This window comes from Gracilibacillus sp. YIM 98692, assembly GCF_010993965.1.
GTDB lineage: Bacteria > Bacillota > Bacilli > Bacillales > Amphibacillaceae > Gracilibacillus.
Genome location: NZ_WIXM01000013.1, coordinates 39,139 through 61,015, shown reverse-complemented (window position 1 = coordinate 61,015; position 21,877 = coordinate 39,139). Strand labels below are relative to the sequence as shown.

At 36.6% G+C, this 21,877-nt stretch carries 19 protein-coding genes; 2 read left to right on the top strand and 17 right to left on the bottom strand.

Annotated features, from left to right (window positions below; genetic code table 11):
- Window positions 1–10: 10 nt before the first annotated feature.
- The 9 genes from GHD00_RS12645 to GHD00_RS12605 all read right to left on the bottom strand — a co-directional run bounded on the left by GHD00_RS12645 (window position 11) and on the right by GHD00_RS12605 (window position 10,143).
- Entirely contained in the window at window positions 11–688 is a 678-nt protein-coding gene (locus tag GHD00_RS12645; protein ID WP_163538538.1) for a rhamnogalacturonan acetylesterase, read from the bottom strand.
- Window positions 689–708: 20 nt separating this feature from the next.
- The gene (locus GHD00_RS12640) at window positions 709–2,277 is read right to left on the bottom strand and encodes a glycoside hydrolase family 43 protein (protein ID WP_163538537.1); all 1,569 of its coding nucleotides are present in this window, start codon (window positions 2,275–2,277) and stop codon (window positions 709–711) included.
- 2 nt (window positions 2,278–2,279) lie between these two features.
- Window positions 2,280–3,794 carry a glycoside hydrolase family 28 protein gene (locus GHD00_RS12635; RefSeq protein WP_163538536.1) on the bottom strand — a complete coding sequence of 505 codons (1,515 nt, stop codon included), beginning with the start codon at window positions 3,792–3,794 and terminating at the stop codon, window positions 2,280–2,282.
- Window positions 3,795–3,805: 11 nt separating this feature from the next.
- Window positions 3,806–4,117 carry a cupin domain-containing protein gene (locus GHD00_RS12630; protein WP_205600761.1) on the bottom strand — a complete coding sequence of 104 codons (312 nt, stop codon included), beginning with the start codon at window positions 4,115–4,117 and terminating at the stop codon, window positions 3,806–3,808.
- On the bottom strand, window positions 4,117–5,334 hold the full coding sequence (locus GHD00_RS12625; protein WP_163538535.1) for an MFS transporter: 1,218 nt from the start codon (window positions 5,332–5,334) through the stop codon (window positions 4,117–4,119). The genes GHD00_RS12630 and GHD00_RS12625 overlap by 1 nt, the downstream gene beginning before the upstream one ends.
- Window positions 5,335–5,351: 17 nt before the next feature.
- Complete coding sequence (locus tag GHD00_RS12620; RefSeq protein WP_163538534.1) at window positions 5,352–6,461, bottom strand: hypothetical protein; 1,110 nt, start codon at window positions 6,459–6,461, stop codon at window positions 5,352–5,354.
- Window positions 6,462–6,487: 26 nt separating this feature from the next.
- Window positions 6,488–7,369, bottom strand: coding sequence for a carbohydrate ABC transporter permease (locus GHD00_RS12615; protein ID WP_163538533.1), 882 nt, complete (start codon window positions 7,367–7,369; stop codon window positions 6,488–6,490).
- A gap of 27 nt (window positions 7,370–7,396) precedes the next feature.
- Entirely contained in the window at window positions 7,397–8,308 is a 912-nt protein-coding gene (locus GHD00_RS12610) for an ABC transporter permease (RefSeq protein ID WP_240468688.1), read from the bottom strand.
- Window positions 8,309–8,616: 308 nt separating this feature from the next.
- Window positions 8,617–10,143 carry an extracellular solute-binding protein gene (locus GHD00_RS12605; protein WP_163538564.1) on the bottom strand — a complete coding sequence of 509 codons (1,527 nt, stop codon included), beginning with the start codon at window positions 10,141–10,143 and terminating at the stop codon, window positions 8,617–8,619.
- Window positions 10,144–10,531: 388 nt separating this feature from the next.
- Here GHD00_RS12605 and GHD00_RS12600 point away from each other — a divergent pair, with 388 nt between their 5' ends.
- Both GHD00_RS12600 and GHD00_RS12595 read left to right on the top strand, forming a co-directional pair.
- Window positions 10,532–11,197, top strand: a complete 666-nt coding sequence (locus tag GHD00_RS12600) for a YesL family protein (RefSeq protein ID WP_163538531.1) — start codon at window positions 10,532–10,534, stop codon at window positions 11,195–11,197.
- Between the two features lie 44 nt (window positions 11,198–11,241).
- Complete coding sequence (locus GHD00_RS12595) at window positions 11,242–13,530, top strand: helix-turn-helix domain-containing protein (protein WP_163538530.1); 2,289 nt, start codon at window positions 11,242–11,244, stop codon at window positions 13,528–13,530.
- 310 nt (window positions 13,531–13,840) lie between these two features.
- Here the strand turns inward: GHD00_RS12595 and larC are convergent, their stop codons facing one another.
- The 8 genes from larC to GHD00_RS12555 all read right to left on the bottom strand — a co-directional run bounded on the left by larC (window position 13,841) and on the right by GHD00_RS12555 (window position 21,804).
- On the bottom strand, window positions 13,841–14,560 hold the full coding sequence (larC, locus tag GHD00_RS12590) for a nickel pincer cofactor biosynthesis protein LarC (RefSeq protein WP_163538563.1): 720 nt from the start codon (window positions 14,558–14,560) through the stop codon (window positions 13,841–13,843).
- 105 nt (window positions 14,561–14,665) lie between these two features.
- Window positions 14,666–16,000, bottom strand: coding sequence for an ABC transporter substrate-binding protein (locus GHD00_RS12585; RefSeq protein WP_163538529.1), 1,335 nt, complete (start codon window positions 15,998–16,000; stop codon window positions 14,666–14,668).
- 275 nt (window positions 16,001–16,275) lie between these two features.
- The gene (locus tag GHD00_RS12580) at window positions 16,276–16,902 is read right to left on the bottom strand and encodes a YesL family protein (protein WP_163538528.1); all 627 of its coding nucleotides are present in this window, start codon (window positions 16,900–16,902) and stop codon (window positions 16,276–16,278) included.
- A 38-nt stretch (window positions 16,903–16,940) separates the two neighbouring features.
- Window positions 16,941–17,780 carry a carbohydrate ABC transporter permease gene (locus GHD00_RS12575; protein WP_163538527.1) on the bottom strand — a complete coding sequence of 280 codons (840 nt, stop codon included), beginning with the start codon at window positions 17,778–17,780 and terminating at the stop codon, window positions 16,941–16,943.
- Entirely contained in the window at window positions 17,780–18,712 is a 933-nt protein-coding gene (locus GHD00_RS12570; RefSeq protein WP_163538526.1) for a carbohydrate ABC transporter permease, read from the bottom strand. The genes GHD00_RS12575 and GHD00_RS12570 overlap by 1 nt, the downstream gene beginning before the upstream one ends.
- A gap of 336 nt (window positions 18,713–19,048) precedes the next feature.
- Window positions 19,049–19,894, bottom strand: coding sequence for a sn-glycerol-1-phosphate dehydrogenase (locus GHD00_RS12565; RefSeq protein WP_163538525.1), 846 nt, complete (start codon window positions 19,892–19,894; stop codon window positions 19,049–19,051).
- Window position 19,895: 1 nt separating this feature from the next.
- Complete coding sequence (locus GHD00_RS12560) at window positions 19,896–20,174, bottom strand: sn-glycerol-1-phosphate dehydrogenase (RefSeq protein ID WP_163538524.1); 279 nt, start codon at window positions 20,172–20,174, stop codon at window positions 19,896–19,898.
- A gap of 142 nt (window positions 20,175–20,316) precedes the next feature.
- Window positions 20,317–21,804, bottom strand: coding sequence for an alpha-N-arabinofuranosidase (locus GHD00_RS12555; RefSeq protein ID WP_163538523.1), 1,488 nt, complete (start codon window positions 21,802–21,804; stop codon window positions 20,317–20,319).
- Between the last annotated feature and the right edge of the window lie 73 nt (window positions 21,805–21,877).

Sequence of the window (21,877 nt, the reverse complement as noted above, 5' to 3'; positions counted from 1 at the left end):
ACTCCCCCATTTATAACTTGACGTATTCATTAAGCGGATGATCCATACGCACGATTTCTCTAACAAATAATTTAGCATGCTCCCTAGCACCCGTTTCATTTAAATGCGTATCGTCTTTTTCTCCATTAAGGTAAGCTTCATAAACACCAGGATCTGCCCACATAAACCATTCTTTGGAACGTTGATCGCCAAGCTCTTGTAAAGCAGCGCCCGTCAATTTCGCCATATCTACCAAAGGAACTTCTTCCTCTTTCGCCAAATCTCTTACTGCTTTTAGATACTCTCCATGTGTGTCTTGAAGCTCACCCTTTTTGTTAAAATGTCGGCGTGCAATCGATGTGGAGAGGATTGGACACACACCGTTAGAGCGTCCTTGCCGAATAAAGAAACGTAAATTATCTTGATAGCTAGAAAATGGTTGTGTCGCCCTCTCCTCATCAGGCTTTTGATCATTATGGCCGAATTGGATAACCAGGTAATCGCCTTTTTGAAACTGTTTCTCCATTTCTGTCCATCTTTTTTCATCAATAAAAGACTTGCTGCTTCTTCCTGATGCAGCATGATTTCGAACATTCACTCTCTCGTCCAAATAATCTGATAACACTTGTCCCCACCCCATTCGCGGGTATCGAGTGTAATCATAATCTGACATGGTGGAATCTCCTGCTAAAAAAAGCTGTATACTCATGCTTTTTGCCTCTTTTCCTTTTAACTGTCTATTCCATGATATTCAAACCAATCAAAGTCAGCAGCATTGGTACTTTCCGAACCGTTTGCCGAACAATACATACCAAGGTAAGCTCCGACAAAACCTCCAGCTTTATCTGTACTTAAGATGGTTCCATCTACTCCAACCGCCAATTCCTTCCAATCAAATGCTTTTTCCGTAAAATAAAAGCTGTAGGCTTGCCCTCTTGCTTCTACTTTTAAATACAATGTTGAGGATGCTACCTTTTCTTTCGCTACCTCCTCGTCTATTCCATCTTCTCGCCTTATAAGCTGAATAAACGTTTGTCCGTTCTCTAATATCACTTCCATACGGAATTGATATTGATGGTTTTGTAAAAGCACTAAGCCAGCTGTCTCATTTGCAGAAGAAAGAGTAAACTCCATCACTGTTTGTGCTAAAAAATTAATATGTTGCTGTCTTCGTCCTACAAATGCTGGATTTTCTTCTTCCATAATCGTTTCTTTTTTTGCTTTTAAACGTAAATAGCCTGGACGTTCGGTCAAGGACCAAAAGTCACCTCTTGGTGTTCGCAAAAAATTCCAACGGTCATCTAATTGATCCGCTTCAAAAGAATCGGCATACGGCAGTTCTGGCCATTTATGTTCTTCTAAATTCGGAAACTCCATCTCTTCTTCAATCAGGCCCTTACCTGGATTGACGATCGGCCAGCCATCTTCCCAAATGAAAGGAACAAGGAAGGTTTCTCTTCCAAGGTTTCTATAATAGCCTCCATATGGGCGTGACGCTAGACAGACCATCCACCAATCTCCATGCTGTGTTTCTACTATATCGGCATGCCCCACATTGACAATCGGATGGTGATTTCCCAAATGACGATGCGTTAAAATGGGATTTGTTTCGGTCATTTCATAAGGGCCTGTCACCTCTTTACTACGCGCAATTGTGACCGCATGTGTATGACCAGTCCCTCCCTCTGCAATAATGAGATAATACCAGCCATTTATCTTGTAAAGATGTGGAGCCTCTTGTGCGTGTGCATTTTTTAAAGCCCCATCCCATAAGCTGTAAGTTGGTCCAACTAGCTGTTTTTTCTCTAAGTCCAATTCTTGAAGCCAGATCTCATTATGTTTCTTATATTGACGACCGCTAGGAGGCTTACGATTTCCTGTGTAATAAACCTTTCCATCATCATCAAAAAATAAAGATGGATCAATGCCAGGCGCTCCTTCTAACCAATGAGGCTCTGACCAAGGTCCCGCTGGATCGCTTGCTGTTACATAAAAATTCTTCCTTGCTCCTGTTTGACTTACCACAAAGGTTGTAATCATATAAAATACGCCATCATGATAACGAATCGTTGGAGCATAAATACCTCTGGAATTCGGGGTTTGATCTAGGTTCAATTGTTCCGGTCGGTCCAACACATGTCCGATTTGTTTCCAATGGACTAAATCCTTGCTGTGGAAAATCGGAACGCCGGGAAAATATTCAAAGCTGGATGTTACTAAGTAATAATCCTCACCTACACGACAAATAGACGGATCTGGGTAAAAACCAGGAATGATAGGGTTTTTAAATGTTTTCATTATTACACCAACTTCCCTGTTTTTTCTTTTAAATAAGACTCGCCTAACTGATCAGACTGAAGACCATTCACATGAATGTTATTCGTATCTTGATAAGTCACAACCGGAGTATTTAACGGCTCATTTTTTAAGGAGACTTGATCTAATACAATCTGATCAGACGCTTCTACAGTTAATGCAGGTCCTTTTCTTGTTAAGACTCGCGCATGATGGACAGTTAAATCTTCTACATATTTCGCAAAAATGCCTTCACCAGCCATTTCAATCACTTCTCGCACCATATCCGGCTCTCCGCCAGGAACCGTTTCATCCTGTGTCATTTCCAATGTTACATGCTCTAAACTTACTTCTTTTACAGGCATTTCGGGTAAGCCATAAATAAAGCCTGCTGCTGCACGGCAATTTTTGGCAGTAATATGGCTGATACGAATTTGTTCAACAACTGGGGTTTTTTCACTTACGGGAATTTTAGCAGCATCTAACAACTCTTGATTGCTTTTGCTGACTCCATGCCGATAGAAAGAATTAATCGCAATTGGACATAGAACATCTTCCATCAGGATATTATTCACTAAGATATTACGGATATAGCTTCCTCTCTCTCGGTTTGTTTTGATTCTGATACCCCGATCAGTTCCTTCAAATACACAATTAGAGACCGTCACATTTTCTATTCCACCGGAGTTTTCACTGCCAAAAACAACACCGCCATGTCCGTGATGCATCGTACAATTTGTCACAGTAACATTCTTCGTCGGAACTCCATAATGACGGCCATCAGCATTGATACCAGATTTCAATACAACACAATCATCCCCAACATCAAAGTGGCAATCCGATAAGCGTACATTTTGACAAGAGTCTAAATCCAACCCATCCCCATTTGGTGTATCAGAAGGATTTTGAAATTTCACCCGATGAATCGATACATCATCACAAAAGACGAGGTGTGTATTCCAAAACGGCGAATTTTTCACGGTGACACCAGATATTTCAATATGTTTGGCTTGATAAAATTGAACTAATGGAGGCCTTAAAAATTGTGAAGGCCACTCTACTAAATTAGTATCCGCAGGTTCTGTAAAATCTCGATTCGCATGGGCTATTTCCTCTGTTTTCTGCGATATATAAGTTTCTTTTCTTCTTAACCGACGGTTGATGTTCCACCAAGCTTCTCCATTTCCATCAATCACCCCGTCGCCCTTAATAGCGGTGTTTGATACATTTTCTGCAAAAATAAGCGGCATAAAACCATGGCAAACATAGCCTGACCAGCGAGTCTTTACAACTGGATACTTTTCAAAATCATCCGTAAAACGTAACGTCGCCCCCGCTTCTAAATAAAGCGTGATATGACTCTTTAAAGAAATAGGCCCTGTTAAAAAGGCACCCGTTGGAACATAGACTGTTCCACCTCCACTTTCAGCACAGCTATCAATGGCTTTTTGAATAAAGTTTGTATTCATGACCTTACCGTCTCCGACTGCCCCGTATTCTGTGATAGTATTAAAACTCATCCATTTCCCTCCTAACCTAGTAAATCCTCTCGAAGTGGTGTAAACATATCGATTATTTTACTTCTCTTTAATGCTTTGACTCCATGTTCCGCATTAGATGGGATATGTAAGGATTCTCCTGCTTCGATCACTTTTTCTTCTCCATTTACATGAAAAGCTAATTTTCCTTCGACACAATAAGTTAGTTGTTCATGTGGATGATGATGAGAAGAACCTTCTGCTCCTTCTTCAAAGAGAACCTCCATCATCATTACTTCTTTACCAGGAGAATGGATTCTTCTCTGTACGCCTGGTTCTGCCTTTTCCCATTGATTTATACTCATTATGACTTCTTCCCCTCTTTCGTTTTAATTAAAATTGGTAATAATAATTGAATCAACATGGCAAATAAAATGACATACGCGACTGTATTGGTATTAATGCCATCCGAAAAAACCATAAATGATATAATCCCAAGCCCGCGCCCGATATTGATAATCGTTTCTCTTAAAACGACTGATTCCACACGGAACTCTGAACCCAATGGAATTCGGTTTATCCATTGGAAGTAGTAAGCTGCGTAAGCATTCGCTTGCAATGGTTTAAATATATTTAAGGTAACCATAAATACAATAACGCTCCAAATCGCAATTTCCCATGTTAAAAAACTACCCGCTAACAGGAAGCCTGTACCCGCAATCCACAAATATCTTTTGGTATGTGCAATATTAGCGAATCTTGATATCACATAACTGGAAAGGATCGATACAGCTAAAAAACCAGCATTCAAGTATCCTACAACCCCTTCATTTTCGAAAATGCTATAAATTAAAATGGGCGGAATATACATCAATATCCCTTGCGGAAACCCAATAACAAACCATCCGATTAAAGCACTTTTAAATGCTTTTTCCTTTTTTAGAATTAGTCCCAAATACTTCATATAGTAATTGCGATGTCGAATAGACTCTTTTTTAAAACGAAAACTTCTAATCGTTGCAATAAAAAACATACAAAATGCGATAGAAAAGACAATCATATACCCTGTTAACCCTGTGAACAGCCCGATGACAAACCCAGCTAGAGCAGGTGCTAAAAGGTTGTTCGATCCCATCACCATTTGATTCCAGCCTAAGTATCGATGGCGATTTTGATCTGAAGATACTTCATGTACAATCGTGAAATAAGCCACCCAATATAACCCTTGTGCTAACCCTCTTAGTAATGCAAATAAATAAAAATAGGTGACGATGTCTTCACGTATCAGGACAATGAGCAAATAAAAAAGAGCAGTCATAAAAATACCATAACGATATATCGTTGTTCTGCCCTTTCTCTTGGACATCTTTCCAATCATGATTGTTGTTGCTGCTTGAGCAAGAAGTGCGACTAAATTATACATGCCATTAACCCATAAACTATTGGTTAACCGCCATAGATATAAATTGACAAAAATAATCGATAAGGATCCACCAAATTGAAAAATAGCGTGATTAATGAGAATATTTATTGCATCCTTCGATAGACGCTTTTCCTTATCTAACTTCACAGATTGTATCAAACGTTACACTTCTTTCTTTATATTTGTTGTTTTAATAGTTCATAAAAAGAAACACGATCTACTAAAGGTCGTGGTTCTTTGTTTAAAAAACGATGAAGCTGATTTCTAATCAACGTTGCCTGCGTCGTTGCATTCATATCCCCTTCATATAAACCATGACTTAATATGACAGGTGTTGGCATATCTGGATAATCCCCCAGCCCCTTCACTTGGGCTACATTTGGTGCTTTAGGTGAATGGTCTACCTCTCTAGAAAACGCTCCATCCTCTCGTTTTAAACGCCTTAAATTCTGGATCGTAATTGTCATAATTTCACGCAATTCACTTTCATCTATTGGTATATCTAAATAGGACAATAAATCAATTGGATTTCTGACATAACACATGTCTAATGCTTTTTCATTCCTTAAGCTGTACAAAATGCTTTGATAAATCTTATCCTGATTTGGCATCGGAATCTGAAACTTTCGATAAAAAGTATGGAGCTTAAATGTTCCCGATATCCTTACATAATAAGATCCTTCTCCCCAAAGACCGGTTTCTTCATCTTGGAGATCTGCTAGAAATGCGGCCATTTCCTTTGTGTAAGCTTCTTGCTTAGACGGTTCTAACTGTCCCATATACACAGTTGAAGAGGCCAAGATATCACAGCCTCTCCAACTATTACTTAAATCAATACTTTCCCACTTTCTTTTATACGATGCTAATGACTTCGTGTAGGATGGGGCGACATTTAAATCTACAGGCATAGGGTATAAAGGTTTAGAACCAATTCGTTTTAAAGAATTGGAAGCATAATTCAATGCCCTATGCACCATCACCTCATCCATTTTCATATAAGGATTACTATCATAAAAATACCCTGTTCGAGGATCCTGTTTTAGTTGAAAAAAACGAATCAAGCCCTTTTTTATTTCCATAGGTAATGTTTCTAGTAACTGATGCCTCCTGAGGATATTGATAGCCTGAGCAGTAGATTCTATGTCTGGTGTTAAATTTGGATCTGCTATAGAGCTCCTTGCATAATAGAACCCGCCACTGATAGAATCATGCTGCTTACATAACCAATCAAATAGCCCTTGATAAAGTGAATCTAACTCTATTACTTGTTCATCCTTCCATCCCATCTACCAGACTTCCTCTCGATAAACTATTAACCTTTTACAGAACCTAGCAGCGCACCTTTAGCAAAGTATTTCTGCAAGAACGGATATACTAATAATACCGGTACCGTTGCAACAACAATCGTAGCCATTTTAACGGTTACCTCTGGTGGCGGCACATCCGTATAAGCTTGGCCGTCATAGTTAATACCACTTGCTAATACAACAATCTGTCTTAACAATACTTGTACTGGCCATTTGTCCGCATCACTTAGATAAAGGATGGCGTGCATATACGTATTCCAATAAGTTACCGCATAGAATAAAGAAATCGTTGCGATAGCTGGTAACGAAATCGGGATCACAATCCGGAAAAGAATACTAAAATCATTGGCTCCATCAATTTTTGCTGATTCTTCCAAACCTTGCGGCAAATTCATAAAGAAACTGCGTAAAATAATCATATTAAATGCATTAATGGTTACAGGTACAACTAGTGCCCATAAAGAGTTTAATAACCCTGTTTGTTGAACAACTAAGAAAGTTGGGATCATCCCACCATTAAATAACAAGGTGAAAACGATTAAAAAGTTAATAACACGACGTCCCACTAAATCTCTTCTTGCCAGGCCATATGCAGTCAAAGTGGAGAAAAACATACTCCAAAGTGTCCCGCCAACTGTAACAATGATCGATACACCTAATGCACGAAAAATCGTATCGGTTGAAAAAATATATTTATAGGCATTTAATGAAAATTCTGTTGGAAATAATAGAAACTTTGTTCTAGCAATTTCAGCACTTGTTGCAAATGAACTTCCCACTACGTGAATAAAGGGAAGAACCGTAATAATGGCAAGCAGTGCTAGTAAAAAGTAATTAAAGAAATCGAAGACTCTGCTACCCATCGAAATTCTTTGTTGTTTTGCCATCTCGTTCACCTCTCCTATTCGTTGTAATTAATAAATACCTTCTTCGTTAAATCTCTTCGCTAGCCAGTTGGCAAAGACAACCATTACCAAACCGACAGCCCCTTTAAAGAAACCAACTGCGGTACTGTAGCTGAACTGACCTTGTTGTAAACCAGCAACATATACATACGTATCAAAAATTTCAGCGACATTACGGTTCGAGGAATTTAATAATAGGTACACATGCTCGAAACCTAGTTCTAAAACATCCCCAATTTTCAAAATTAACAAAACGATGATAACGTTACGGATAGCCGGCAGTGTGATATGCCACATTTGACGGAAACGGTTGGCCCCGTCCATTCTTGCAGCCTCATATAACTGTGGATCTACAGCAGTAATTGCTGCCAAGAAGATAATCGTTCCCCAACCAGCTTCTCTCCATATTACCTGCAGAATATACATTGGCCGGAACCAATCATCATTTAGTAAAAAATTAATTTTTTCAAACCCTAATGATTCGATAATAGCGTTAATGATACCGCCATCAAGTGTTAACATGACATACGAAATCGAGACGATAACCACCCATGACATAAAGTGTGGAATATAAATTAACGTCTGTACACCTTTCTTAAAAAACGTATGACGCACTTCATTTAACATCAATGAAATAATGATAGGTATTGGGAAGAAAATGAAAATTTGCAGCCCGAACAATACTAATGTGTTTTTAAAGATCATCCAGAACTCAGAACTTGTGACTAATCGGTGGAAATGCTCTAATCCTACCCATTCACTTCCCGCAATCCCTTTGTAAGGTTTGTAATCTTGAAAAGAGATAATTAAACCGTACATTGGCAGATACTTATAGATTAAGAAATAAAGCAAACCAGGCAGAATCATTAGATAGATCATTTTATTTCTTTTAATTCTTCGCCACGTCTCAGCCTTCTTCATTTTCTTCAACTGTCTTGCTTCTTCCCGTGGTGTTAAAGTAGTCGTTTCCATAAGCAGTATCCTTTCTTTTTAAAATAATTGTCTTTTTATGTTTGATTACATCGTACGCTAACCCCTTCATAACGTAAATAATCATTATCTTACGAGTTACTGACATGACTGATGTTAAAGCGTTATCAAGAATTTGAATAAAAGTTGAAGCAACTAACATAACATAATGATCATTTCGTTTGTTAATTGTTCTTGATATGGGATGGGCTCTTAAAATCTAGTCATTTTAAGAGCCCAACTGCCATTAATCCAAATCCTTATTCAGATGCGTTAAATTCTTCGATAATGTCTTCTCCACCTTGAGACTTCCAATCTTCAATTGCTGCCTCAAATCCTTCTAGATCTGTTTGACCTAAAATATATTGATAAGTTGCGTCAGTAATGATTTGCTGTAAACGAGCACCATCTTGAACATATGTCTCAGAGTAAAGCGGAACAGTAGGATCTTCAATTAAATAGTTTTCGTTATCTTTGAACAGTTCCTCTGATTTCGCTTTTGGTTCATACTCAAAGAACCCTTCATAACGGCCATTTGTTTCAGGTTCACCAATTCCAATTGCTTGGTAAGGTTTTACTTCACGGTCAAACTTCGCTTGATCGTCTGTCACCTTAGCACTTCCATCTACTACTTCGTAATGCTCTCCTTCCAAGCCCCAGTAAGATAAGTTTGCCACTTCCGGCGCCATTAAACTGTCAAAGAATCCTAAAATTTTCTTTAAGTCCTCTTCTGTTTCAACAGAGCTCTTAGGGAACATAACTAAGTTACCAAAGCCAGGGATTGCCCAAACACCAAATTCACCATCTGGTCCTTCTACATAATTGTGAACATCATATTCTACATCTGGATTAATAGCGACTGCATCATTATAAAGACTGATAACATCCCCCATGGAACCTACATAAATACCAGCAGATCCATTTTTAATAAATTCTTGTTGATCTACTTTACTAGTTACAGGGAAATCTTGGTTAATATAGCCATTTTCGTGCATTTCTCTAAAGAAATCCATTGTTTGTACATACTCATCGAACATGAATTCAGGTAATAGCTGGCCGTCTTTTTCACCCCAATAGTTAGGTGTACCGAACCAAGATGAAACCGTTTTAAATGCACCGTAAATTAAATCACTACGATCTGTTACACCAAATGTATCATTTTCCCCATTTCCATCTGGGTCATCCTCTGTAAAAGCACGTGCCATTTCCATAAATTCCTCTGTTGTTGTTGGTGCTTCTAACCCTAGATTATCTGCCCAGTCTTTACGATAAATCATCCCTTGTCTAGATAAAGGACGTCCTTGATACAAGGTATATAAGTTTCCATTTACTCTTGTGTTATCTAATACGTTATCTTTAAGTTTCTGTAAGTTTTCAAACTCATCTAAGTACGGACCGATTTCCCAGAATTGATCATCTTCAATGGCATCACGGAACTGAATAAACGTTGTTTGATTTTTCAGGAAAACTGCATCAGGCAATGAGTTTGTTGCAAAAGCCGTGTTCAGACGATCTTCATAGTTATTGTCTGGAACCCATTGAATTTCAACATCTGTATTCGTAATTCCTTCGATTTCTTCTAACACCTTTTCCTCTGGTACTTCAGGTGTATGAAGATTTGCCATTAAGGAGAATGAAAATGGTTCATCTGATGACTCCCCTCCATCAGAATCCGCTGTTTCTTCATTAGAATTAGAATTGTTATCATCTGATTGATTTTCTTCTTCTCCTCCACTTTCAGATGAGTTACATGCTACTGCTACTATTAATAGAAGCATAAATAACATGAATGCGATTACTTTTTTAAAATGACTCAAATTAACCACCCTCCAAAAATATTTTTGTTTGCACAAGATTAATTGTACACTTTTAATAGTAAGGAAAACTTTTATATTTGTATATAATCACTTTTTCAGAAACTATGTAAACGCTTACCGCACAAAGCGTAATTTTTTGAAAATTTCGCAAAATAATCATTATTACCCAGCTCTTATCATGTTGTTATATAATGATTATTTCAAATAATCATATCGATTTAAACCTTATTATGGCAAGGGGTGAAGGCATATCACATAATGATTATACAGTGAAAACGCTTTAATTAAATATTTACTAAAAGATTGGAAAAAGGTATCCTATGGATAGCAATATTTCAAAAAATGGGGGGCATATATAATGGAAATGACAGGCATGTGGGCAAACCTTTACCGTTTCAGTTTATGGGTAACACGGTTTGCTTGGCTCAATATATTATGGTTGCTTTTTACTTTATTAGGATTAGTATTTTTCGGTCTAATGCCTGCAACAATCGCTATGTTTACCGTTGTTCGAAAATGGGTACTGAAAGAAACGGATTTTCAGGTATTTGATGTTTTTTTCCAGCAATTTAAAGTTTACTTTGTTCGTGCCAACCTTTTTGGTATAATAGTATATGTAATAGGTTATTTCTTATCTGTATTTCTTCAATATACTGGGTTTATGCATAATAGTTCACTTTATCCTATTTTACTAGGACTATTTATCATAGCTTCATTTTTCTACGTTATGCTGATCTTGTATATTGCACCTGTTTTTGTGCATTTTGAACTAACCTTTTGGCAATATATCCGTTATGCTGTCACTATTGGTGCAGTTAATCTGCATTATTCTATTTGTGCACTTACAATATTAGCTGGTATTTACTTTCTGTCTTTTAAATATCCTGGGATCGGTTTATTTTTCAGTTTTAGTGTTAGCGCTTACGTTGTGATGTTTTTAGCTCACCTCGGTTTCCAACAATTGTTGAAAAAACAACAAGAACAACTTGAGCAACAAGAACAAGTAACTACATCATCCTTTTAGTTACATTTATTATTTGGAATATAATATGATAAGGAAGTATGTCTATGAAAAGGTTTTCTGCTAAACACTATTTTCAATTAATTGCTTTTCTTATCATTCTTAGTACTGTTCCCGTTATTATTACGGGAGCATTGTCTTATTGGCAATCTTCTAAAGCAATTGTCGAGTATTCGAATGATGAAAAAAAGCAAAATATTTACCAGATACAAACAAATGTAGAACAAGTATTACAATATATCGATTTATCTACTACCTATTTCGTCCGATCTACTCATACACAACAGATCCTTAATACTAATTTGAATGCAACTACCTTTACAGACTTTCATCAGCTTAGACGGGATTTAAATCATCTACAAACACTGGAGACAGGTATTGAAGATATTGTGTTTGTCAATTTAAATCATAACTGGTTAGTAAACAATGATGGATTAGTAACCGTTACGCGGAGTATGCAAGAGGACATTAATAAGAATTATCTTCAATTACCAGGAAAGTCCAATTGGATTATGGGGGAAGCAGACCGTATCAGCTTACCAAATGCAACGAAACGAAGCTGTTCTCACTATATTACTTTAGTGAAAAAACTTCCGTTGCTTACAAGCGATCCTTATGGATTGATTAGTGTGTTTGTGCCTGCATGTGAATTGACAGAGATTATGGCCCAAAGCAATGATAGTGAATCTTTTTTAATTTTAGATGAACGTAATCAGCCAATCGCTCACAGCAACACATCTTATACCGGTGAAGATGGATATATACCGCAAGCTCTTTATCAAGAAATAGATAGAAGTGTAGAAGAAGGGCAATTTGAATATGACTTAAATGGAACTTCCTACAAAATAACGTATCACACATCTTCTTACAACGATTGGACTTACCTATCGTTTGTAAAGCTTAGTGATTTGCATATGCGATCTAGCTCTATAGGCTGGATTACTGTATGGATTGTTGGCATTCTTTTATTGATTTCTATTTGTTTTGCATTTATTGGAAGTAAAGTGCTTTATAAACCTGTAAAAAAGCTTAAACAAGCAATTGAGGAAAATTCATCCACAGTTAGTGGAAATGAATTTGATCTTATTGAAACACATATTAATAAATTGCTTAGTCAAAATAACCGACTAGAACAACGTGTACAAAATCAAGTGACACAATTAAAGCAATTATTTATGATTCGTCTAATGCAAGGGAAAGTTGGAGATAGCGAATTAGATTTTAAAGTCAAATCATTACATTATAATCAAAATTGGACATGGATCACGATCTTTTCCTTAAAGCTTGATGCTATCGATCAAGATAAATTTAACAAAAGTGATCAAGATCTTATTCTATTTGCTATTAATAATTTAATCGAAGATCTCATTGATCCATCTGAACGATTTACACCTGTTGTCATAAACGATGTACAATCAACTATTATTATTACAGAAAGTGATAATGAAGCGAATTATACGCATTATATCAATCAAAAGGTCGAATTAATTCAACAGAAAGTGTATGAACTTTTTCATTTAACAGTCAGTATCGGTATTAGCAAGCGCTACGAAGCGTTAAATCAGGCTCCACAAGCTTTTAAAGAAAGTAATGAAGCCTTGAAATACCGCTTAAAAATGGGCGATTCCTCTATTATATTTTACGAAAACTTAAACAGAAAATATTCTAGTGTCGCGCCTTATCCATCAGCTATTAAAAACAAAATGTTCGATGCTATTAAATTAAGTAATAAAGAAGAAGCAATAAATGAATTGAATCGCTTCTTTGATTATATTGATCGAAATGATATTCACCATCAACAACTTGAAGTTATTTTATCAAGGTTTTTGTATGAGCTATTTGAATTAAAAGAACTATTAGGCGCAGATATTGAGAATCTGGAATCAACCGACATGATTACACATTATCAAGATTTTCATTCGCTACAAGAAATCCAATCATGGCTCTTAAATGATATTATTTCACCTCTTATTGAGAGCGTCGAAGCACGGGATGATTCGAAAAACAAACGAATTTCGGATAAAATGATTCGGTTTATTCAAGACCATTTCAATCAAGATTTATCGCTAGATATGATAGCAGCTGAGTTACATTATAACCCGAACTATTTAAGCAGTATCTTTCAAAAAGAGACTGGATACTCTTTTAGTGAATATCTATTGCGTTATCGATTAAATAAAGCAAAAGAGTGGTTAACGACGACAGATATGTCCGTAAAAAATATAGCGGAACAATTGCAATACAATAATTCTCAGAACTTTATTCGATCATTTAGAAAGCTTGAAGGTATCACGCCAGGGAAATACCGTTCACAATATAAAAGTAAACAAGCTTAGAGTTTTTTAAAGGCACTTTTCGTACTCTTTTTTGGTTTTATCATACATTTGAAGCGTTAGGTTACCGCTTTGGAAATATACTTCGCTTTCCGCGGGCAACGCTTCAGCTGTTGCTTTTCCCGCAGGAGTCTACGTATATTTCCTACACTAGTATGTACTACTTTAGAAAACAGCCTTTTTAAAAAATCATAGAGACGCCTTGTTTCTCGTTTCAAAAATATAGTGAGCACTTTTACTGGTTAGCATATAAAAACCACGGAGAAATATTATTCTCCGTGGTTTTTTAATAAACTCGTAGATTTCCTTTTTATTATATTGTTCCTATCATGGTGCGTAATACATTGGGATGATCGTCAAACGTTTTAGTACCAGCCCCATAACCAACCTCTTGTACGGTCATGTTTGGAATATTGCTGATTTCTTGTGCTAGAACTTTTATAATGGCTGCCCCCGTTGGTGTGGTCAATTCCCCTTGAACATCACTGTTTTTCAATGGAACATCCTTTAACACTTCTAACGTGGCTGGAGCAGGTACTGGGTAAATTCCATGATCTATATGAATGTTGCCAGAACCAACCGGAACTGCCGATGAAATAATTTGATCTAACTGCAGTTGATCAATCAAAATAGCAGTACCAACGATATCAATAATAGAATCTATAGCTCCAACTTCATGAAAATGGACTCGATCCAATTCTACTCCATGTATTTTTCCTTCTGCCTCTCCAATTACTCGAAACATCTCTTTAGATAGCTTTTTGATTTGGTCATTTAAGGTACTATCATCTATCATCTTTACAATATCTTTATATGTACGGTGGTGATGATGCTCTTCAAATTGGACATCAAATTTAAGACTGGATATCCCATTTTTCACAACATTACTTAATGTCAATTCATACTCTTGCTCTAAACGTAACTTCTGTAACTGCTCTTTAAGATAATCAAAATCAAGCCCTAAATCCAATAACGATGCAATGGTCATATCTCCACTTATACCTGAAAAACAATCTATATATAATGTACGCATCATAATACACCTCTTCCTATATCATTAACCATATATTAAGCGTTAACATTTGCTTTTTCAACCAAAAAGGCCGCTCCCTTAATGGAACAGCCTTTTCTACCCGCGTTATTCTGTTATTTGAGATTCTACCGCCTCTTGCGCAGCGTCTAATGCTTCTTGTGGTGTTTGTGATCCATCTCTTAATACATTATTTAAAGTATTAGTAGTAATTTCTGTAGCTACGTCTGGCGTGTATGGTGATACATTTATCGCATTAATTTCGTCTTTTACTTCAGTTAAAACGTCAAAGATATCATCCCCAAAATATTCGAAGTATTTATTCTCTTCGAGAACATCTGGGTGATCCCATACATCATGACGAACTGGGTCAAATCCTAAAATCGTCCATAATTTAACGTTACCCTCTTTTGATAACTTCGCATATGCTAAAAATTCTTTGGCAAGCTCTGTATTTTCAGATTGATTCGTGACAACTGTTCCTGTACCACCCATACCAGCTGAACGGTTTCCACCTTGTTCAAATGCAGGCATTGGTCGTACGGCCATTTTTCCTTTTAGATCAGGCATATTATCTGTAAAACGTCCCATGTACCAAATTGGCATCGATACTGCTGCTGCACCGCCATCATTGAAATATGAATAATATTCTTCTGCATGTGGAGCACCGCCAGGAGCAACCTCAGCAATCTCTGCTTCTTGCATATCTACTAATAATTGAAGAGCATCGACATTTTCTTGACGATTAATAGTAATGTTATCATTCTCATCAATAAAGTCTGATCCTTGCTGTGATACCATTTGGAAATATGGCAGATAGTCACCAGGGAATGTGTTAAACATCATGGCATCCGTGTTGTCAACAACCTTTTGTCCTGCTTCCATAAAGTCATCCCATGTTTGGATAGATTCAATATCTACTCCAGCCTCTTCCATGATTTCTGTATTATAATACATCATAGAAGCACCAACGTGTGTCGGCAAACCGTAGTAGTTTCCATCTTGTGCATATATGTCAAATCGTGACTCAATAAAGTTTTCGAGTACTGGTTCTACATACTCATTCATTGGCTCTAACTGCGGTACACCTTCTAGATAGTTGGGAAAACGGGAAATTTCGATATCTGCTATATCCGGTGCACCATCACCTGATTGTAAGGAAAGTAATAAGTTATTGTGCATTTGATCGAACGGATATGTTTCAGCTGTTAATTTTATCGGTCTATCCGGATTCTCTTCGTTCCAATTTTCCGCAGCATCTACATAAAAATCTACGTGTTGACCAGCAAATGTCCATAAAGAAATTTCGGTTGCATCTTCAATATCATCGCCAACCGTTGATACTTCCTCTGCATCCCCGGAGGGATCTCCTCCACCGCCACATGCAGCTAGAATTAACATAACAAGTCCTAACATGATTGCTAATAAACTATGTTTTTTCATTTCTATAAACCCCCATTTTTAAATTTTTCCACTTCAATAGAAACCGCTTACAACAATAAAACAACTCTATGCGAAGTTACATACTAATTGGTACAAAGTATTGTTGTACGTACAATGTATCGCTTTCATTATGACCGCTTCGCATTAATTCTATCTTGTTGTTCAATAAAAGATTATCACTAGATAACAAACTTGTCAATAAGTTATTTAACATTTTAGATAACTTTAAATGTATTCATTAAACTTAATTAATAATCTTGTTATTTGTACGTATATTAATTATAGTTATCTCCTGTGTCAAAACTCGCAAACGCTTTAGTAGCAAAATACATGGTTGCCATAGCAATGAAACTAATCGTACAAAAAAGTAACATACTAGGTAACTCCAGTGACACATAACTGATGAAAAAGACAGAAAAACCTATACCTAATGTAAAGTGTATTTTCGTAATCCCTATTATTAAAGCATTTTTAAAATATTGGCGAATAGTATTTTGATAATGACTCATTAACGGAAAGACCCATAGTACAATGATCCCATATAAGAAAATCACAAAGTAATAGGCAAATACAACAAGTATTGGTATCTGATCTCCTAACTGGCGGAGTGCATAATAATTCAAAAACAACACACCAGCAATGAGTGTCAACACCCAGCCGACCACATTGGATTTAATAAATTCTCGCTTATAAACTTGCCTAAAAGTATCGTAAATAGAAATATGATACTCTTGCTGCACCCACTTCCGAGCCACACCTAGTGCAGCAGTTGTGGCTGGAAAAGCACCTGCCACAACTAACCCTATGCTCGAGAATATGAACCATAGAGCATTCAGCCAAGCAATCTTCAATATTGCTTTTAAAAATCGGTCCAATGATTCTACAATTTGTTGTCCAAACATCTGTGTCACATCCTAAATAAAACAACTTAAAAGTAAATTTATCCTTTCACTCCACCAACGGTTAAACCTGCAACGAAGTAGCGTTGGAAGAATATAAATAGAATGATAATCGGAATAACTGTCATAACAGATCCTGCTATTAAAACATCATAGTTGTTCCCATACGGTGTTAGAAGTGTTGCCAAGCCAATCGGCAATGTAAACATATCATTGGAACGAAGTACAATTAATGGCCATAAGAAGTTATTCCAACTTCCAAGTCCTTGTAAAATAGCCATGGCACCTAAGGATGGAGCCATTAGTGGCAGCATAATTTTGAAATAGATTCCATACTCAGTAGCACCATCTATTCTTGCTGCATCCATTAGCTGAACTGGTAATCCAAGTGCATATTGTCTAAAGAAGAAAACAGCGATTGGTGCTACAACCATTGGTAATATTACCCCAAGGTATGAGTTTACTAATTGGAAATTAATCATCATTTGGAATAGTGGCAGCATTAAAATCTCAAATGGAACCATTAATATAAATACTACGAATGTAAAGAAAAGGTTTTTACCTTTAAAATCATACACAGCAAGTGCATAGCCAACCATTGCGGAAAAAAACAACGATAATACAATGGTTACAGCTGAAATAATTAAACTATTCATATACCACGTCCAATATTCACCCGCTTGAGAGAATATATAGATATAGTTATCTAAGTTCAATAAGGACCAATCAAATTTCAAACTAATTCCTGTACGCATTAATTCTGATGATGGCCGAAAAGACGATAATAATAACATTAAAACTGGGAACAATGCAGTTAAACAAACAATAGCCATTCCTATATTTGTTACCCATTTTAAGGTACTGCTTTGTTGTTTTTTCATTATGCGTCACCTCTCTTAAATGCACCTGTTAAAATCAGCTGAATAAAGCTAATCACAAAGATAATAAGCATTAATATGACTCCAATGGCTGCACCGAAGCCCATGTCATTTTGCTGGATACCTTGTTGATAAATATAGCCTACCACTGTTAAACCTATATTACCTGGGGATCCTGCTTCCCAAAACACAAAGCTCTCCTCGAACATTCTAAATCCATTAATAATCGAAATCGTTACAACAAAAATGGTTACTGGTTTTAAGAATGGCAGTGTCACATACCAGAATTTTTGAAAAAGAGATGCCCCATCAATATCCGCTGCTTCATACAACTCACTTGGCACATTCTGTAATGCCGCTAAGAAATACAATATATTAACACCTAGCCATCTCCAAACACATAACATAACCATCAAGAACATTCCAGACCATGCATTAAATCGCCATTCTACCGATCCCATACCTAACCAATTAAGTATTTGGTTGGCAGCAGCTGTATCTGTCTCTCCAAACATTAATCGAAAAATCATACCAGCTACAATAGTAGATGCTAGTGCTGGCATAAATAATGATGCACGGAATAGTGTCTTTAACTTTACAAACCGTGAATCTAATATGACAGCCAGAATAATTGGTAAAATAGTCAAAATCGTAACGGTTAGTATCACATAAATAGTCGTGTTTGTTAGCGCTTTATAAAATGTTGGATTAAAAACCCTTTCATAATTCGTTAATCCAATAAATTCAACTTGTCCAGGCAATACGCTTTGGAAACTCATAATCACACCACGTATTGCTGGATATAACGTTAATATTAAAAAAGAAATAATAAAAGGTGATACAAAAATATATGGTACAACCTTTTTGGAATTAAGGAACCCTATAATAGGATTAGAACGTTTTTTGGTTACTTCTATCGATTGATTAGTAGCCACTTTTACCCCTCCTTATATAATAACCTAACAACTGAATACGCTTTCAAACAACGCGCGTTACGATTAAGATTTGTATATCGTTCAAATAAAGTTCAATACAAATACGAGAAAAATGATAAACGTACGTATAAGTATTGGTTGATTCTATTATATATAACTGTATAACTTTTTTCAATCTTTTTCTAAAACTTTTATACGATTTTTTAACTATATTTTGATATTATATTACTTTTTCTCGCTTTTACTTTTCAAAATCCCTCATTCATTTATCCTTGCAAAAAACATAACAAAAGCACCTCTCACAATAAGAAGAGGTGCTTAAAATAAATCTATCAATTAGGTTAACGGTAATGGTTGGTTCATAAATGGATACGAGATATCTCCTCTTTTATGCTTACTTAGAAGCATTAGACCAGTACAGCGATCACGTATTAAATAGGCTTCATTTAAACTAGCACGTACAACATTTGAATCCCTTCCTAATGCTGCTGGTGAATCAGGACCTCCAACTCTACGAAGGTATTCTTTCAACTTATTTGTTTCTGGAATAGCAAGGATTTCTTGTTCTATTTTAGACCAGTGCTCTTTCAATTTCCCCTTATATTCTGTATGGCTCTTATTTACAGCATCCCATTCATCCGATAGTTTTTTATATAAGTCTGTAATAATCGTCGTGGTTACACCGACTTTCGCTCCGTGTAAATGTTGTTTTGCACTATTCTGTAATAAATCCATTTCCCAATAGTGGGATAAATGATGCTCCCCTCCTGAAGCAGGTCTAGAAAAATCTAAAATTAGCATAACAAGTCCTGATTCTATTAAAGCACGGATCAAACATTCTATACCAAACTCCGTTCGTTCGGCAATATCTTCGAGATTATTTACACATACATCTAGTGCATAACGGGTCATTCTATCCGCTCGTTCGTTATATGGCTCGCCACCTATCCAACGAGAAATCTCCCAATCTACTAAAGAGGTATACTTCCCCATAATGTCTCCAAATCCTGCTGCAGTTAATTCTTTTGGTGCATCCTTCAATATCGCTATGTCCGCAAAGACAGCCATTGGTGATGCCGTTTGAATCGTCTTTTTTGTTCCTTTGAGAATTAATGGAGCTCCTTTGGATGTAAATCCATCCACAGATGCTGCTGTAGGCACTGATATAAATGGTACATCCATTTTATATCCTACAAAACGTACGGATATCATGTATTGTTCCTGTCCCTGCTGCAATCAGTATATCGGTTTCTTCCGTTGTTTCTAAAAATAATTCTACAATTGTTTGTTCATCTGCAACAACTTGTTGATGTTCTGTTTGGGATAGCAACACCACTTTTACTTGAATATCAGCTTCACTTAGTAATTTTTTCAACTTATTCCCTACCATGATATCTGGCAATGGTATATCAGAAACTCCCTCTTCCTCCATTAATAGGGACAATTCCTTATAAAAGTCCATTAATTCCTCTCCTCCTTTTATAAACCCTGATCAACAATGTATAATCTTTAACAACTTATGCATACAAGAAGCACGATTAAAGATCATATGGCTGCTAAAAAAAGCCGATAACTTACTTATCGGCTTTTTAGACAGGTATCTGTTATTCTTCTACTGATAATACTACTACTGATTTAGCTGGTAATTGTAATGTTAGTTGATTGTCGTTAACTTGAAAGTCCTGATATTCTACTGGCTTGATGTTATCTGGGTTTTCAAATGTATTATGAGCATCGATTTCATCTGCCGTTAACACACGGCCATTGACATTGGCTAGACCTGCACCTCTCCAATCTATGGTGACTTCTGCTTCGTTATCTTTGTCTACGTTACATAGTGAGATATGATATTTACCTTCTTTGTTTTGCGATGCAGATGCTGTTATTTGCGGCATTTCTTTATCGCCTGCTTTTAACGTATCTGTTTCTAAATCAAGCGCAACTTTTTCGGCATCTTGGTGTACCTTATACATTTCAAACACATGATAAGTTGGCGTTAGGATCATTTTTTCTTCATCTGTTAAAATCATGGACTGAAGCACATTAATAGTTTGTGCGATATTTGCCATTTGCACTCGATCATTATGATCATTAAAAATATTCAAAGATACACCAGCAACTAATGCATCACGAATCGTATTTTGTTGATAAAGAAATCCTGGATTTGTTCCTTCTTCTACATCGAACCAAGTGCCCCATTCATCAATAATTAATCCTACTCGTTTTTCTGGGTCATACTTATCCATAATCGTACTGTGTTTTTCAATTAATTCTTGAATATGGTAGGCCTTTTGCATTGTAATAGCCCATTCATCTTCAGGGAAATCAGTGGCAGATCCTTTTCCTAGCCAGAAATCACCTGGAATCGTGTAATAATGCAGACTTAAGCCATCCATGAAGTCAGTTGCTTCTCTCATTAATACTTCTGTCCAATTGTAATCATCAACATTTGGACCCCCTGCAATACGATAAATCTTGTTATCACCATAGTTTCTTACATATGTTTGAAACCTGCGATATAGATCAGCATAATATTGCGGGCGCATATTACCGCCACATCCCCAATTCTCGTTCCCAACTCCGAAATAAGTGAGTGGCCATGATTCTTCTCTGCCATTTTCTTGGCGCCAATTAGCCATAGGAGATTCCCCGTCAAATGTCATATACTCTACCCATTCGGACATCTCTTGAATAGTACCGCTTCCAACGTTACCGCAAATATATGGTTCGGTCTCTAGCATGTCACATAGCATCATAAATTCATGTGTACCAAAGTGATTATTCTCGATGACACCGCCCCAGTGGGTGTTCACCATACGCTTCCGATTTTCTCTTGGCCCCACACCGTCTTTCCAATGGTATTCATCTGCAAAACAACCCCCAGGCCAACGTAGTACAGGAATATTAATATTTTTCAATGCTTCTACCACATCGTTACGAATTCCATTTGTATTTGGGATGGAGGAATCTTCTCCTACCCAAAAACCTTCATAAATACAACGGCCTAAATGCTCAGCAAAGTGTCCATAAATATTCTTATTAATCGTCCCCTGTTTCACATCCGTATTGACGACTACTTTATGTTGACTCATTTTTTCACCTCATTATAATTTTATAGATTTAATAATGTTACCTTTTGACAATAGGAGCTTTAGTGGGTTAGTG